Origin of the sequence: Actinomyces polynesiensis (assembly GCF_000820725.1) — a bacterium.
GTDB lineage: Bacteria > Actinomycetota > Actinomycetes > Actinomycetales > Actinomycetaceae > Pauljensenia > Pauljensenia polynesiensis.
The window spans coordinates 1-16,960 of sequence record NZ_CCXH01000239.1 but is presented as its reverse complement, the minus strand read 5'-3'; the positions used below and the strand labels follow the sequence as shown (position 1 = coordinate 16,960).

Here is a 16,960-nt window from a genome sequence, read left to right as displayed (position 1 = left end):
TGGCACACGATCTCCGATCCTGAAACTGGAATCGTCACTGAACCCGAAGCTCCGGTGCCACTTGCCCCCGCGATCGATTGGCCATCGACGGTGCACTGGTACGTCGTCGAGTAGGCGTTGAGGTTGGCACCACCAGCCGCCGACTCGGAGAAGGTCAGCACTTTGCCACGCTCAGTGGGCTGGGGCCCGACGATCTGCTGTTGCAGGCCCATCGCCGTCCCTGCTGTCGTTGCCGTCCCGAGAGTCTGGGAGCCGTCCTTGAGCGTGAGCGTGAACTGATCAGTCGTGTTCACACGACCCGCGACGACCTTCTGAACAGTGATCGTTGCAGGAGAGGAGCACGAGGCCAGATCTGTGCTGCTGCTCAGGTTGCTGGTCACGGACTGCGCGCCGGTCCATGAGGGCATCGCATAGGATCGCAGTTCCGAAGACGCACCGAGGAATGCTCGCCCACTCGAGTCGAAGGCCACTCCGTTGACGGAGCTCATCGTCGTCACGGTGGTCGATGGTGATGCTTGGATCTGTTGATTCCCAGATGCTGCCGCGAAGCTGGCAGCCGACACGCTGTACACCGTTGTCGACGTTCCTGAACCCCTGACCACGAAGAGGTTCCCATTCGCGTCAAAGGCCATGTCACCGTTCTGGTTCGAACTCGTCGAACCGGTCGCGATGTAGCCCTTCTGAGTGAACCGAGGATTGGCACCGGCGTTATACTGCCAGATCTTGAATTGGCCACCATCGGAAGTGAAGCCGCCGAAGTAGTAGATCCCTGAGTGAAGGTCGACGGCACCTGCCACCAGCGCGTTCCCCAAGTTCGTGTCGTAGGAGTCCCCGGTGTCCGTCCATGCGCCGGTGGCGACGTTGTAGGTGAAGATTCGCGCGGTCTCGAGCTCGTTGTCGCTGGTCTGACGCAGGTAGGCGAACGCCGTCGAACCCGAGGGCCCAATTCCCAATCCGTTGAAGTCGGAACCTGTCGCGGGAGTGTTTCCCACCTCCGTCAGGGAGCCGCCGGGGGCAATCTGTCGCAGTTGACCGGCACTGCTGATCGAATAGACATACCCGGCAGTGCACTGCAACGGCGCGGCTGCTGCGAGAGGGGCGATCTGGACGTCCTGTGCCCCCGCTGCGCTGGAGGTTGCAGTCTGCGCCGCTGCTCCGAGCTCCGGAGTCGTCTCGGTGGACCCACCCCCTGTGGTTACCGAAGTGCCCGTGGGCGAGGGCTCCGTGCGCGTCGGGCTGGGAGCCGTCTTCTCACCCGGCACCTTCGCAGCAGAGTCGCCCGCTGACTGCATCTCGTCGGACGCGACAACGACCTGTTCCGCAGCATTCGACGGCGCGGGCGCGGAGCTTCCGTCATCACCTGAAGCCACCGCGACGCCCGTCCACGTCGTGGCCGCCAGCCCCACCACGCCAGCGAGCGACAGCCACCTCGTGAGTCTGTTGCTTGAGCGTCTCATCGACGCTGCATGGGCTGGACCTCCTATGGTCCGCCCGTGTTGCTGAGTGCTCATCTGGTTCACAGCTCCTCTGCTCTGGGGCGGAGCAGTCGCATACAGCCGCCACCGCACTCGCCCCACGGATGAGATCTGCGCTGAACCTACCAGCCGGCAAGTCTTAGATCAACCCCCTGATGACAACCACGTTCACCTCACCTGTCGATCACCAATTGTTTTCAGCGATCTCTGCTCAAAGTCTTTCGAAATTTCGCATAACTATGCATGGTTGTCCTGGTTGCTATCTCTGATGAATTTATTCCATCCAGTCACATTTTGAGACTCGGCATCTTACGTCGCACCGCCATCTGCACGAGCATTCACTCAGTAGCGGTACTGCGGCGGACGGCGATCGCGATTCCCGCAGCACGGCTCTGGATGAATATTCTTCTGAATGCACATCCACTCTCGGTGGACAGCACTCATGAGCACGCGCCTCTCGGCCGCGAGCACATGGAGAGGGGACGGACTCCCGGGTCGAACAGACACCGATCACCCGTGGCACTCGACGACTCAGGCGTCGATCTCGGTCACACGACCTGACCGAACCGTGTGACCGCCCTCGCGAATGGCAAAGCCCAGACCGGGCTCCATCGCGATGGAGTGGACCAGCTCCACGTCGATCTCAGTGGTGTCACCGGGCACCACCATGTCCGAGGGCGACCCGGGATCCCTATTCGTGAGAAGATCTGCTTACCCTGCCGAATGCGCACTGCCCCGCCGCAGGCGGCAATGCTGAGGGGACGCGAATGGACATCCATCGGAGCCCCAGCACAAACCCTGCCTCGTCCCCGCGTGGCCTGACCCCGACCATCAGGATCCGCGGGCAATCGCAGGCGGCGGATGCCCTGGAGTTCCTCGCCACCACCCCAGGACATCGAGGATCCCGCGCTGCGCATCCAGGCCCTGGGCATCCTCTACGAGGCCGAAGGCCTCTCCATGAACTCCATCAGCACCTCAATCCTCACGACCACCGTCGCCCTGCTCTCACCTACATCGGTGTCCTGGGTGGATTCCTCAGCTCCATGGAGGACATCAGTTCCCTCACCGTCCCCCACCTGGCACTGCCCGCCTGGGGGCTGGGAGTCTTCCTCGTCATCCAACTCGGGCAGCTCCAGGCCCACTGGCGCTCAGTACGCATCATCGAGGCCCATGTCGTCGCTGCCGCCGGCCTCTCAACCCAAGGACGCTTCGTCGGCACCGGAGCCGAGCTCCGCTGGACGAAACTCGCGAGCGCCACCCCCTCCACCTTCGTCTTCTACCTGACGTTCTTCCTCGGTCTGGTGATCGTCACCGGGGTCACCTTCGGGAAGGTCTTCTCCCACTACCACCACTGGCCGTGGACGCTCACCGTGGCCGTCGTCGTCTCCGCACTGCTGACCGCTGGGATCGCCGTGGCGCTCGCGAAGCTCGTGCGGGTGCTCACCCATCCCAAACTGGACGTCCCCGACCCCGAGGACTGAGCACTGAGGACTGAGGACAGAGGAACAGTCCTCCGCTCTGACGCACACGAGAAAGGGGTCTGCCCCCTCCAGCTCTCGCTGGAGGGGGCAGACCCCTGTGGGACCGATCAGACCTGTCAGTTCACCCAGTCGCCCGGGTGTTCCGACAACCCCTCGTTCCTGTGACGCTGAGGCAGCTCAGGCGTCGATCTCGGTCACACGGCCTGAACCGACGGTGTGGCCGCCCTCGCGGATGGCGAAGCCCAGGCCGGGCTCCATCGCGATGGGGTGGATCAGCTCGACGTCGATCTCGGTGGTGTCACCGGGCATGACCATGTCGGTGCCCTCGGGCAGCTGGATGACGCCGGTCACGTCCGTGGTGCGGAAGTAGAACTGCGGGCGGTAGTTGGTGAAGAACGGCTTGTGGCGGCCGCCCTCGTCCTTCTTCAGGATGTAGACCTGACCCTTGAACTTCGTGTGGGGCGTGATGGAGCCGGGCTTGGCCACGACCTGACCGCGCTCGACCTCGTCGCGCTTGGTGCCACGCAGGAGCAGGCCACAGTTCTCGCCGGCCCACGCCTCGTCCATGGACTTGTGGAACATCTCGATGCCGGTGACCGTGGTCTTCTGCGTCGGGCGGATGCCCAGGATCTCGACCTCGGAGTTGATCGGCAGCTTGCCGCGCTCCACACGGCCGGTCACGACGGTGCCGCGGCCGGTGATGGTGAAGACGTCCTCGACGGGCATGAGGAACGGCTTGTCCATGTCGCGCTCGGGCGTCGGGATGTAGTCATCCACGGCGTCCATGAGGACCTCGATCTGCTTGGTCCACTCGGGGTCGCCCTCGAGGGCCTTCAGCGCGGAGACGCGGATGATCGGGGCGTTGTCACCGTCGAAGCCCTGCGAGTTGAGCAGGTCGCGGCACTCCTCCTCGACGAGCTCCAGCATCTCCTCGTCATCGACCATGTCCGCCTTGTTGAGGGCGACCAGGATCGTGGGCACGCCGACCTGACGGGCGAGCAGGACGTGCTCGCGGGTCTGGGCCATGGGGCCGTCGGTGGCGGCGACCACCAGGATCGCGCCGTCCATCTGGGCGGCACCGGTGATCATGTTCTTGATGTAGTCGGCGTGGCCGGGGGCGTCGACGTGTGCGTAGTGACGCTTCTCGGTCTGGTACTCGACGTGGGAGACGTTGATCGTGATGCCACGATCGCGCTCCTCCGGGGCGTTGTCGACCTGGTCGAACGGCGTGAAGTCGTTCAGGTCCGGGTACTTGTCGTGCAGCACCTTGGTGATCGCTGCGGTGAGCGTGGTCTTGCCGTGGTCAACGTGACCGATCGTGCCGACGTTGACGTGCGGCTTGGTGCGCTCGAACTTGGCCTTCGCCACTGGTGTCCTCCTGGACTCGGGTAGATGTTCTCTCAGCCTTCGGCTCGGTGTCACTGTAACACCGACGGGACAGGAGATCCTACAGGGTTTTCTATTGGTGTCGGGCGGATCTCCCCGGCGTGGCGGCGACTCCCGTCACCGCCACGCCGGGGGTCCGGGAGGGGCTCGGCGTCTCCGCGACGCCCCTCCCGGACCGGGGTCGATCCGACCCCGTGGGACTCACTCGCCCCGAGACTTCCCGATGATCTCCTCGGCGACGTTCCGGGGGACCTCGGCGTAGCTGTCGAACTGCATCGAGTACACCGCACGACCCTGGGTCTTGGACCGCAGGTCGCCGACGTAGCCGAACATCTCCGACAGCGGGACGTGCGCCTGGACGACGCGCACGCCGTGCTGCTCGTCCATGGACTGGATCGAGCCGCGACGGGAGTTGAGATCGCCGATGACGTCGCCCATGTACTCCTCGGGCGTACGCACCTCGACCTCCATGATGGGCTCCAGCAGGACCGGCTTGGCCTTCTTGGCAGCCTCGCGGAACGCCATGGACCCGGCGATCTTGAAGGCCATCTCGGAGGAGTCGACCTCGTGGTAGGCACCGTCGAGCAGGGTCGCACGGATGTCGACCATGGGGTAGCCGGCGAGCACGCCGGACTGCATGGCGTCCTTGATGCCGTGGTCCACGGAGGGGATGTACTCGCGCGGCACGCGGCCACCGGTCACCTTGTCCACGAACTCGTAGTCCACCTCGGAGTCGGCCGGGAGCGGCTCGAGCGCGATGATCACGCGCGCGAACTGGCCGGAACCGCCGGTCTGCTTCTTGTGCGTGTACTCGAACTTGTCGACCGTCTTCCGGATCGTCTCGCGGTAGGCGACCATCGGCTTGCCGACGTTGGCCTCGACCTTGTACTCGCGACGCATGCGGTCGACGATGATGTCGAGGTGGAGCTCGCCCATGCCGCCGATGACGGTCTGGCCGGTCTCCGGGTCGAGCTCGACGGTGAAGGTCGGGTCCTCCTCCGCCAGCTTCTGGATGGCGACGCCCATCTTCTCCTGGTCGGCCTTCGACTTGGGCTCGACGGCGACGTGGATGACGGGCTTGGGGAAGGTCATCGACTCCAGGACGATCGGCTTGTCCACCGCGCACAGCGTGTCACCGGTCGTGGTGTCCTTCAGGCCGATCACCGCGTAGATGTGGCCCGCGTGGGCCTCCTCGACGGGGTTCTCCTTGTTGGAGTGCATCTGGAAGATCTTCCCGATGCGCTCCTTCTTGCCCTTGGTGGAGTTGAGGACCGCGGAGCCCGCGTCCAGCTTGCCCGAGTAGACCCGGATGAACGTCAGCTTCCCGAAGAACGGGTGGGCGGCGATCTTGAAGGCCAGGGCCGCGAAGGGCTCGTTCTCACTGGGCTTGCGGGACTCGGTCTCGCCCTCGTCCTCGTGGCCGGGCTTGAAGCCGGTGACGTCGGGGACGTCGAGGGGCGAGGGCAGGAAGTCGATGACCGCATCCAGCACGGGCTGGACGCCCATGTTCTTCAGCGCGGTGCCGCAGTAGACGGGGAACGCCTTGCCGGCGATCGTCAGGGCGCGCACGCCCTCCTTGATCTGCTCGACGGAGAGCTCACCGTTCTCGAGGTAGGCGTCGGTCAGCTCCTCGCTGCCCTCGGCCGCCGCCTCCATGAGCGCCTCGCGGTACTCGATGGCGCGGTCCATCAGGTCGGCGGGGATCTCCCCCTCCTCGACGATGGCACCGAGGGTCGGGTTGCCCTGGGCGTCCTTGACGGGGTAGTGCAGCGACTTCATGGAGAGCAGGTCGATGTTGCCCTCGAAGTCGTTCTCCGCACCGATCGGCAGCTGCATGACGATGGGGGTCGCCTTGAGGCGGTCCTTGATCGTCTGCACCGAGAAGTAGAAGTCGGCGCCCAGCTTGTCCATCTTGTTGATGAAGCAGATGCGGGGGACCTCGTACTTGTCGGCCTGGCGCCACACGGTCTCGGACTGGGGCTCCACGCCCTCCTTGCCGTCGAAGACTGCGACGGCGCCGTCGAGCACACGCAGGGAGCGCTCGACCTCGACCGTGAAGTCCACGTGGCCGGGGGTGTCGATGATGTTGATCTGGTTGTTCTTCCAGAAGCAGGTGACGGCCGCGGAGGTGATGGTGATCCCGCGCTCCTTCTCCTGCTCCATCCAGTCGGTCGTCGAGGCGCCGTCGTGGGTCTCGCCGATCTTGTAGTTGATGCCCGTGTAGAACAGGATGCGTTCCGTCACGGTCGTCTTGCCGGCATCGATGTGGGCCATGATGCCGATGTTGCGGACCTTCCTCAGGTCGGTCAACACCTCGTGTGCCACGGAGTTGTGTCCTAACGCTTGAAGTTGCGTGGATGTGGTGTGGGCTCCCCCACGAGGGCGGCCCCTGCCTGTCGGTCCCGCTGCACCCCGCTCACGCGGGGCGACATGGGCTCAGGCGGCGGCGCCCTCGTGAAGGGGAAGGCTCACCAGCGGTAGTGGGCGAACGCGCGGTTCGACTCTGCCATCTTGTGCATGTCCTCGCGACGCTTGACAGCGGCGCCGAGGCCATTGGAGGCGTCCATGATCTCGTTGGCGAGACGCTCCGTCATCGTCTTCTCGCGGCGCTGCCGGGAGAAGTCGGTGAGCCAGCGCAGGGCCAGCGTGGTCTGGCGCGCGGGGCGCACCTCGACGGGGACCTGGTAGGTCGCGCCGCCGACGCGGCGGGAGCGGACCTCGAGGGCGGGACGGATGTTCTCCAGGGCGCGCTTGAGCACGACCACCGGATCCTGGTCCGTCTTCTCGCGGACCGTCTCGAGTGCGCCGTAGACGATGCGCTCGGCGACGGTCTTCTTGCCGTCCAGGAGGACGCGGTTCACCAGCTGGGTGACGACCTTGGATCCGTAGACCGGGTCGTCGACGAGCGGGCGCTTGGGAGCTGGGCCCTTACGAGGCATTACTTCTTCTCCTTCTTCGCGCCGTAGCGGGAACGGGCCTGCTGGCGGTTGCGGACACCCTGGGTGTCCAGCGAGCCGCGCACGATGCGGTAACGGACGCCGGGGAGGTCCTTCACACGGCCGCCGCGGACCAGGACGATCGAGTGCTCCTGGAGGTTGTGGCCCTCACCGGGGATGTAGGCCGTGACCTCGATGCCGGAGGAGAGGCGCACACGTGCGACCTTCCGCAGGGCCGAGTTCGGCTTCTTCGGCGTGTGGTGTACACGCGGGTGCACACGCCACGGCGCTGGGGCGAGCCCTTCAGCGCGGGGTCTTCGCCTTCGCGCGCTTCGAGCTGCGTCCCTTGCGGACCAGCTGATTGATGGTAGGCACTGGGTCTCCAGTTCTGTTCTCTGATACTGCTGTGGTGGTGGGGCCGGTGGTGCTGGTCGCTCGTGCTGCACGATGCGTGGTGCGACGGCCCTGCCCTGATGTTCAGTCAGCCGATGCCCGGATCCCCTGACCGCGGACAGCACCGTCCGTCAGGGGCCGGTGCGCCATGATGACTGCTGGGCCGGCCCGGCATCCTGCCGGCACGCCCGAGGGCGAGCCGTGCACGCATGCTGCTGGCTGCGGAGTCAGAGAATGACGCCCGGAGCTCCGACGGAGGGAGCCCGCGCGCCCCCGGTGGACCTGTCGCTCCCGGGAGATCAGCTGGCGCAGGCGTCAGGACCTCGGGGATCGGGGTTCGGTGGGGACGTTCAGTGGACCCGAAAGCCTCGGGTACCGCAGAACAGTCTAGTGGCGCGGCGTTTGGGGCGTCAACGCGGGGAAAGGTGAGGTCGGGCGCACTCGGGCGGCCCCTGGACGCGCGGGTGCCCGTCGCACCGGAGGTGCGACGGGCACTGCGATGGTCCGGGACGGTCGTGCTGCTCCGACCGGGCCCGGGTGACGGCGGTTCCGGTCAGAGCGGAAGGCCCAGGTCCTTGGCCACCTTGCGCGGACCATCGAACTGGACCGCGATGAGACCGGCGAAGGCCAGCAGGCCGACCCAGAACGTCAACTTCACGAGCTTCTTGAACATGGTGTCCTCCCTAGAGTGGTCAGTCCCAAGGATATGCGCGACCGAGGGGATTCGTCAGGGTCCTCCGGCGGTCGTGCCCGTCGGGACCCGGACGGCGCCCCCTCCCCCGTGGCGGGTGCGGCCCGGCGGACTGCATCGGTTGGTGGCCCCAGCGCCGGGTCGCCCCCTCCACGGCCCGGCAGGGCCGGTGAAGTCAACCGCCAGTGCTCCCGGGGACATCCAGGGTTGACCTCAACGCCGGGTCGCCCCCTCCACGGCCCGGCAGGGCCGGTGAAGTCAACCGCCAGTGCTCCCGGGGACATCCAGGGTTGATCTCAACGCGGATCCAGACCGGATTCGGGCCCGTGAGAGCCGTGAAGTCCACCTCCGGTGTGGGCATCTGGCTGCGGGAGCAAGCTGACTGATGGCGTCGGAAGACGCCCGCACCGGGGGGCAACGCACGGCAGCCGGCGCACGGTCACGCGCGGCCGGACCAGGAGTGCAGCGCCCTGCAGAGGAGGACACCGACGACCGGTGGACGCCACCGACGACGGCTGGTCGTCGGCGGACAAGGAGTGAGGGGGTGGACAGCCTCTCGGCTGCCCACCCCCTCGGGCGAATCAGTACTCAGACGTTCACTGCGACCCGGTGGTCCGGGCCCGCGACCAGGCGAACAGACGCCCCGGGCCGGCGACCCCGCGCCGTACACCGGCGACCAGGCGCCCCGGGCCGGTGACCCGGCCCGGGGCGCCTCACGGTCACTCCTGGAACGGCATCCCGAAGTCGATGTTCTCCAAGGAGTGCAGGAAGTCCTCGGACACCTGCCCGTCCTGGAAGTCGGCCTCGGAGTAGTTCGAGTTGGCCAGCGCCTCGGCGGTGGGCTCGACGTGGACGCGGTTGTAGCGCGGCAGTCCGGTGCCCGCGGGGATCAGCTTGCCCAGGATGACGTTCTCCTTGAGCCCGACCAGCGGGTCCTTCTTGCCGTTCATCGCGGCCTCGGTCAGGACCTTGGTGGTCTCCTGGAAGGAGGCCGCCGACAGCCACGAGTCCGTCGCCAGGGACGCCTTGGTGATGCCCATGAGCATCTGACGCCCGGACGCCGGCTGCCCGCCCTCGGCAGCGACCTTGCGGTTCTGCCCCAGGTAGGCCATGCGGTCCACCAGCTCGCCCGGCATGAACGTGGTGTCCCCGGGCTCCAGGATGGTGACCTTGCGCAGCATCTGGCGCACGATGACCTCGATGTGCTTGGAGTGGATGTCCACGCCCTGGGAGCGGTAGACCTCCTGCACCTCGTCGACCAGCTGCTTCTGGGCCGCGTTGCGACCACGGATGCGCAGGACCTCCTTGGGGTCCAGACGACCCTTGGTCAGGGCGGTGCCGGCCTCGATGTGCTGGCCCTCCTCGACCTCGAGCTCCTGGCGACGGGAGACCTCGACGACCAGGTCCTCCTTGCCGTCGTCACGGGTGATGACGATGCGCCGCACGGAGGGGTCCTCGTCGTCGATGTGGACGCGGCCGGCGGCCTCGTTCATCTTCGCCTCGGACTTCGGGGTGCGCGCCTCGAACAGCTCCTGGACACGGGGCAGACCCTGGGTGATGTCGGCGGCCGACGCCGCACCACCGGTGTGGAAGGTACGCATCGTCAGCTGCGTGCCGGGCTCACCGATGGACTGGGCGGCGATGATGCCGACGGCCTCGCCGATGTCCACCGTCTTGTTGGTGGCCAGCGACCGGCCGTAGCACATGGCGCAGGTCCCCACCGCGGACTCGCAGGTGAGCACCGAGCGGGCCACGATCTCCTCCACGCCGGCCGCGGCCAGCTGGGCGAGCTCGGGGTCACCGAGTGCCGCACCGGCGGGCAGGACGACGGATCCGTCCTCCCCCACCGCGTCGCGGGCCAGGGTCCGGGCGTAGGCGGTGGTCTCCACCGACTCCAGGGCCACCCAATTGCCGTCGGCGTCCTTCTCGGCGATCGGGATGCGCACGCCGGAGCGGGTGCCGCAGTCCTCCTCGCGGACGATGACGTCCTGGGAGACGTCCACCAGACGACGGGTCAGGTAGCCGGACTCCGCGGTACGCAGTGCCGTGTCCGCCAGGCCCTTGCGGGCGCCGTGGGTGGCGATGAAGTACTCCAGGACCGTCAGGCCCTCGCGGTAGTTGGCCTTGATGGGGGACTCGATGAGCTTCTGCTTCGGGTCCGACACCAGGCCACGCATGCCGGCGATCTGCTGGATCTGGCTCCAGTTGCCTCGGGCCCCCGAGTTCACCATCCGGTAGACGGTGTTGCGGGCATCGAAGTTGGCGCGCATGTCCTCGGCGACCTTCTGGGTGCACTCCATCCACAGGTCGACGAGTTCCTTGTAGCGGTCGTCGTCGGAGATCAGGCCGATGTCGTAGGAGTCCTGGACCTTGTTGGCCTGCTCCTCGTACTCCGCCAGGATCGCCTTCTTGTTCGGGGCGGCCTGGATGTCGGAGAACGCGATCGTGATGCCCGACCACGTCGACCAGTAGAAGCCGGCCGCCTTGAGGGCGTCCAGGGACTCCGCGACCAACACGTTGGGGTAGAGATCGGTCAGCGTGTTGACGATGTTGCCCAGCTGCTTCTTGCCGACGACCTCGTTGACGTAGGGGTAGTCGACCGGCAGCGCCTCGTTGAAGATGGCGCGTCCGAGGGACGTCTCCAGGATGATGTCGTCACCCTGCTCCCAACCCTCGGGGGCCTCCCAGCCCTCCGGCGGCACGATGTCGGTGAAGCGGATCCGAGCCTTGGCGTTGAGGTCCAGGTCCCCGGCGTCGAAGGCCATGCGGGCCTCGGCCACCGTGGAATAGGCCGGGACGACCACGTTGCCCGCCTCGTCGTGCTCGACGGGCAGTGACGCGTCGGGCTCGGAGGTGAGGTGGAACAGCCCGATGACCATGTCCTGGGTGGGCATGGCGACGGGGCGGCCGTCTGAGGGCTTGAGGATGTTGTTGGTGGACAGCATCAGGATGCGCGACTCGGCCTGCGCCTCGGCGCCCAGGGGCAGGTGGACCGCCATCTGGTCGCCGTCGAAGTCGGCGTTGAAGGCGCCACAGGCCAGCGGGTGCAGCTGGATGGCCTTGCCCTCGATGAGCTGCGGCTCGAAGGCCTGGATGCCCAGGCGGTGCAGGGTCGGGGCGCGGTTGAGCAGCACGGGGTGCTCGCGGATGACCTCGTCCAGGACGTCCCAGACCTCGGGGCGCTGGCGCTCGACCTTGCGCTTGGCGGCCTTGACGTTCTGGGCGAAGTTCTTCTCGACCAGACGCTTCATGACGAAGGGCTTGAACAGCTCCAGCGCCATCTGCTTGGGCAGGCCGCACTGGTGCATCTTCAGCTGGGGCCCGACGACGATCACGGAACGACCGGAGTAGTCCACGCGCTTGCCCAGCAGGTTCTGGCGGAAACGCCCCTGCTTGCCCTTGAGCATGTCGGAGATCGACTTGAGGGGGCGGTTGCCGGGGCCGGCCACGGGCCGCCCTCGTCGACCGTTGTCGAAGAGCGCGTCCACGGACTCCTGGAGCATGCGCTTCTCGTTGTTGACGATGATCTCCGGGGCGCCCAGCTCCAGCAGCCTCTTGAGTCGCGTGTTGCGGTTGATGACGCGACGGTAGAGGTCGTTGAGGTCGGAGGTCGCGAAGCGGCCGCCGTCCAGCTGCACCATGGGGCGCAGGTCCGGGGGGATGACCGGGATGTTGGTCAGCACCATGGACTCCGGCTTGTTGCCGGTCTGGATGAAGGCGTTGACGACCTTGAGGCGCTTCAGTGCCCTGGTCTTGCGCTGGCCGGTGCCCGTGGCGATGGTCTCGCGCAGGGAGACGACCTCGGCCTCCAGGTCGAAGGTCTGCAGGCGCTTCTGGATGGCCGCGGCCCCCATGTCGCCCTTGAAGTACGTCCCGTAGCGCAGGACCATGTGGCGGTAGAGGCGCTCGTCGCCCTCGAGGTCACCGACCTTGAGGCCCTTGAAACGCTCCCACACGGCCTCCAGGCCGTCGATGTCCTGGTCGAAGCGACGACGGATCTGGCCCATCTCGCGCTCGCCGGCCTTGCGCTCCTTCTCGCGCTCGGACGCCTTGGCGCCGTCGGCCTCCATCTGGGCGAGCGTCTGCTCGAGGCGCTCGGCGCGCTCGTTGATGGCGGTGTCGCGCTGGTTCTCCAGGTGGCCCTTGTCCACCTCGAGCTCGCCGCGCAGGTCGGCCAGGTCCTCGGCGCGACCCTTCTCGTCGACCTCGGTGATCATGTAGGCCGCGAAGTAGATGACCTTCTCCAGGTCCTTCGGGGCCAGGTTCAGCAGGTACCCCAGGCGCGAGGGCACGCCCTTGAAGTACCAGATGTGGGTGACGGGGGCGGCGAGGTCGATGTGCCCCATGCGCTCACGGCGCACCTTGGAGCGGGTGACCTCCACGCCGCACTTCTCGCAGACGATGCCCTTGTAGCGGACACGCTTGTACTTGCCGCACGCGCACTCCCAGTCGCGTGTGGGCCCGAAGATCTGCTCACCGAACAGGCCGTCGCGCTCGGGCTTGAGCGTGCGGTAGTTGATGGTCTCGGGCTTCTTCACCTCGCCCCAGGACCACCCGGCGATGTCATCGGTCGTCGCGAGGGTGATCTGGAGGCTGTCGAACGTCTTGGCGTCGAGCAAGGTTGGACTCCTTGATGTAGTAACACCGGTTCCAGCGATTGAGGTCTGCCCGCGCCGCCGCTGGAGCGGGGCGGGTTCCCCGCGGGGACCGCCGGGTCACGTCCGTCCCCCTGGGGGACGAGGGCGACTCCGGTGGTCCCTCGCGGAACCGACTCAGAGGGCGTCGATGGTGGAGGCCGCGTTCGGACGGGCGTCGAGGGTGATGCCCAGGTCCTCGCGGGCGTCGAACTCCTCGTCGTTGTCACGCAGGTCGATGGCGTTGCCGGCCGCGTCGAGGGCCTCGACGTTCAGGCACAGCGAGCGCATCTCCTGGATCAGCACGCGGAAGGACTCGGGGATCCCGGGCTCGGGGATGTCCTCGCCCTTGACGATCGCCTCGTAGACCTTGACGCGTCCCGTCGTGTCGTCGGACTTGATCGTCAGCAGCTCCTGCAGCGCGTAGGCCGCGCCGTAGGCCTCCAGTGCCCAGACCTCCATCTCGCCGAAGCGCTGGCCGCCGAACTGGGCCTTACCGCCCAGGGGCTGCTGCGTGATCATCGAGTAGGGGCCCGTGGAACGGGCGTGGATCTTGTCGTCGACCAGGTGGTGCAGCTTGAGCATGTACGCGTACCCGACGGCGATCGGGTACGGGAACGGCTCACCGGAGCGCCCGTCGAACAGCCGCGCCTTGCCCGTGTCGTCCGTGAGGCGGTCACCGTCACGGTTCGGGTTGATGTTGCGCAGCAGCCCGGCCAGTTCCTCGGCGTCCATGCCGTCGAAGACGGGGGTGGCGACCAGGGTCTCCGGGTCCACCACGACACCCTCCTCGGGCAGGGCCTCGGCCCAGTCCTCGCCCGCCTTGCGGGGGGCGGAGGCGTCCCAGCCCTGGTGGGCGAGCCACCCGAGGTGGTACTCGAGCACCTGGCCGACGTTCATGCGGCCGGGGACACCGAGCGGGTTGAGGATGATGTCCACGGGGGTCCCGTCCGCGAGGAACGGCATGTCCTCCTGGGGCAGGATCTTCGAGACGACGCCCTTGTTCCCGTGGCGGCCGGCCATCTTGTCGCCGACGGTGATCTTGCGTCGCTGGGCGACGTAGACACGCACGGTCTGGCGGACGCCGGGGTTGAGATCGTCCTCCTCGTCGTTGAACTCCCGCACCCCGATCACGATGCCCTCCTCGCCGTGGGGCACACGCAGGGAGGTGTCACGCACCTCGCGGGCCTTCTCACCGAAGATGGCGCGCAGCAGGCGCTCCTCGGAGGTCAGCTCGGTCTCGCCCTTCGGCGTCACCTTGCCGACGAGCACGTCGCCCGCCTGGACCTCGGCGCCGATGCGGATGATGCCGCGCTCGTCGAGGTCGGCCAGGGACTCCTCGGACACGTTGGGGATGTCGCGGGTGATCTCCTCCTCGCCGAGCTTCGTCTCGCGGGCGTCGACCTCGTACTCCTCGATGTGGATCGAGGTGAGGACGTCGTCCTCGACGACGCGGCGCGACAGGATGATCGCGTCCTCGTAGTTGAGGCCCTCCCAGGACATGTAGGCCACGAGCAGGTTCTTGCCCAGGGCCACCTCACCGTTGGCGGTCGCGGGGCCGTCCGCGAGGACGGACCCGGTCTCGACGCGGTCGCCCTCGTCGACGATGACCCGCTGGTTCGTGCAGTTGCCCGGGTTGGAACGCTCGAACTTCTCCAGGCGGTAGGTGTCACGCCCGCCCTCGTCGGTGGTGACGACGATGAGGTCCGCGGAGACCTCGGTGACGACACCGGGGTGCTCGGCGAGCACCATCTCACCGGAGTCCTGGGCGGCGCGGCGCTCCATGCCGGTGCCCACGAGCGGGGCCTCGGTGGTGAGGAGCGGGACGGCCTGGCGCTGCATGTTGGCGCCCATGAGGGCGCGGTTCGCGTCGTCGTGCTCCAGGAAGGGGATGAACGCGGTGGCGACGGACACCATCTGACGTGCGGAGACGTCCATGTAGTCGACGCGCCCGCGGGCGATCTCGGTGGGGTCCTCACCGGCGACACGGCACAGGACCTGCTCCTGGGCGAAGGTGCCGTCGGGGTTGAGCGGGGAGGAGGCCTGGGCGATGAAGTGCCCGATCTCGTCGTCCGCGGTGAGGTAGTGGACCTCGTCGGTGACCTTGCCGTCGCGCACGATGCGGTAGGGGGTCTCGATGAACCCGAAGGGGTTGATCCGAGCGAAGGTCGCCAGCGAGCCGATCAGACCGATGTTCGGGCCTTCAGGGGTCTCGATGGGGCACATGCGCCCGTAGTGCGAGGGGTGGACGTCACGGACCTCCATGCCCGCGCGGTCGCGGGACAGGCCGCCGGGGCCCAGCGCCGAGAGGCGGCGCTTGTGGGTGAGGCCCGACAGGGGGTTGTTCTGGTCCATGAACTGCGAGAGCTGGGAGGTCCCGAAGAACTCCTTGATCGCGGCCACGACGGGGCGGATGTTGATCAGGCTCTGCGGCGTGATCGACTCGGCCTCCTGGGTGGTCATGCGCTCGCGCACGGTGCGCTCCATGCGGGCCAGGCCCGTGCGGACCTGGGCCTGGATGAGCTCGCCCACGGCGCGGATGCGCCGGTTGCCGAAGTGGTCGATGTCATCGGGCTCGACGCGCAGCTCGACGGGCTCCCCGCCACGCATGCCGGGGAACGTGGTGTCCCCCTTGTGCAGGGCCAGGAGGTACTTGATGGTGGCGACGATGTCCTGCTCGGACAGCGTCGAGGCCTTGGGATCGGCCTCCAGCCCCAGCTTCTTGTTGATCTTGTAGCGCCCGACCTTGGCCAGGTCGTAACGCTTGGGATCGAAGTAGAAGTTGTTGAGCAGTGCCTGGCCGGCCTCCACCGAGGGCGGCTCGCCCGGGCGGATCTTGCGGTAGATGTCCTTCAGCGCCTCCTCCTGGGTCTGGACGGTGTCCTTCTCCAGGGTCTCCAGCAGGACGGGGTAGTCGGCGAACTCCTCACGGATCTGCGAGTCGGTCATGCCGATCGCCTTGAGGAAGTGCGTGACGGGCTGCTTGCGCTTGCGGTCGATGCGCACGCCCACGGCGTCACGCTTGTCGATCTCGAACTCCAGCCAGGCCCCGCGCGAGGGGATGACCTTGCAGCCGAAGACCTCCTTGTCGGAGGTGCGGTCCGAGGTGCGGTCGAAGTAGACGCCCGGGGAACGGACCAGCTGGGAGACGACGACGCGCTCGGTGCCGTTGATGATGAAGGTGCCACGACGCGTCATCAGGGGGAAGTCCCCCATGAAGACGGTCTGGGACTTGATCTCGCCGGTCTCGTAGTTCATGTACTCGGCGGTCACGTACATGGGGGCCGAGTAGGTGTAGTCCTTGGCCTTGGCCTCCTCCACCGTGTACTTCGGCTTCTCGAGGCGGTGGTCGCGGAACGACAGGGACATGGTCTGTGCGACATCCTCGATGGGGGAGATCTCCTCGAAGATCTCCTCCAGTCCGGAGGTGTCTGGGACGTCGAAACGCCCAGACGACTTCGCGTTCTCGACGCGGGCCTTCCATGCGTCGTTGCCCAGCAGCCAGTCGAAGCTCTCGGTCTGGAGACCGAGCAGGTTGGGAGCCTGGAGGGGCTCACGGAGCTTCGCGAAAGAGATGCGGGACTTGGGCTGGTGTGCTGTGGAGCTACTGGCAGCCAAAGGGGGTCCTTCCCAGTGGATCGAACATGCGCGCTCGTCCGCCTGCGGCCCCTATCTGACACTGTCCGCCCACGCTCAGCGCCGGTTTCGGCGTGGCGGTACAGGTCACCTCGGGCACAATCAGGCGCAAATAGTCATGATATGGGCGCGAGCAGCCCACAGCAAGGGCTGGCGGCGTTTGTGTCCCGATTCACCCCGCCCTGCCGGAGCACACCCACAGCATGGCCCGAGGCGTGACCCATCGGGCTGCGACACTCCGGACCTCTGCGACCCCGGGGCGACGAGGACGGACCTCGGGGCCCGAAGTGGACGGACCTCGGGGCCCGAAGTGAGCGGACCTCGGGGG

General features: G+C 66.9%; 7 protein-coding genes and 2 pseudogenes. 1 reads left to right on the top strand and 8 read right to left on the bottom strand.

Annotation, left to right across the window (positions count from 1 at the left end):
- Both TA90_RS10185 and TA90_RS13935 read right to left on the bottom strand, forming a co-directional pair.
- Positions 1 to 1,409: hypothetical protein (locus TA90_RS10185; protein ID WP_197067886.1), on the bottom strand; the 1,409-nt coding region annotated here is incomplete at its 3' end.
- A 597-nt stretch (positions 1,410 to 2,006) separates the two neighbouring features.
- Positions 2,007 to 2,150, bottom strand: a pseudogene (locus TA90_RS13935) (EF-Tu C-terminal domain-related protein); the annotation flags it as partial.
- Positions 2,151 to 2,518: 368 nt separating this feature from the next.
- On the opposite strand from TA90_RS13935, the gene TA90_RS10180 reads away from it, so the two are divergent.
- On the top strand, positions 2,519 to 2,956 hold the full coding sequence (locus tag TA90_RS10180; protein ID WP_043536167.1) for a hypothetical protein: 438 nt from the start codon (positions 2,519 to 2,521) through the stop codon (positions 2,954 to 2,956).
- Positions 2,957 to 3,133: 177 nt separating this feature from the next.
- Here TA90_RS10180 and tuf read toward each other — a convergent pair whose 3' ends face one another.
- The 6 genes and pseudogenes from tuf to rpoB all read right to left on the bottom strand — a co-directional run bounded on the left by tuf (position 3,134) and on the right by rpoB (position 16,614).
- The gene (gene tuf, locus TA90_RS10175) at positions 3,134 to 4,324 is read right to left on the bottom strand and encodes an elongation factor Tu (protein ID WP_043536165.1); all 1,191 of its coding nucleotides are present in this window, start codon (positions 4,322 to 4,324) and stop codon (positions 3,134 to 3,136) included.
- Positions 4,325 to 4,543: 219 nt separating this feature from the next.
- Positions 4,544 to 6,667 carry an elongation factor G gene (gene fusA, locus TA90_RS10170; protein ID WP_043536164.1) on the bottom strand — a complete coding sequence of 708 codons (2,124 nt, stop codon included), beginning with the start codon at positions 6,665 to 6,667 and terminating at the stop codon, positions 4,544 to 4,546.
- Positions 6,668 to 6,810: 143 nt separating this feature from the next.
- Positions 6,811 to 7,281 carry a 30S ribosomal protein S7 gene (gene rpsG / locus TA90_RS10165; protein WP_043536162.1) on the bottom strand — a complete coding sequence of 157 codons (471 nt, stop codon included), beginning with the start codon at positions 7,279 to 7,281 and terminating at the stop codon, positions 6,811 to 6,813.
- Positions 7,281 to 7,653 (bottom strand): annotated as a pseudogene (gene rpsL / locus TA90_RS10160) (30S ribosomal protein S12). The gene rpsG and the pseudogene rpsL overlap by 1 nt, the downstream one beginning before the upstream one ends.
- Before the next feature lie 1,428 nt (positions 7,654 to 9,081).
- Complete coding sequence (locus TA90_RS10155) at positions 9,082 to 12,981, bottom strand: DNA-directed RNA polymerase subunit beta' (RefSeq protein WP_043536159.1); 3,900 nt, start codon at positions 12,979 to 12,981, stop codon at positions 9,082 to 9,084.
- Between the two features lie 153 nt (positions 12,982 to 13,134).
- Positions 13,135 to 16,614 (bottom strand): DNA-directed RNA polymerase subunit beta, encoded by a 3,480-nt coding sequence (gene rpoB, locus TA90_RS10150; protein ID WP_043536157.1) that lies wholly within the window; start codon positions 16,612 to 16,614, stop codon positions 13,135 to 13,137.
- Between the last annotated feature and the right edge of the window lie 346 nt (positions 16,615 to 16,960).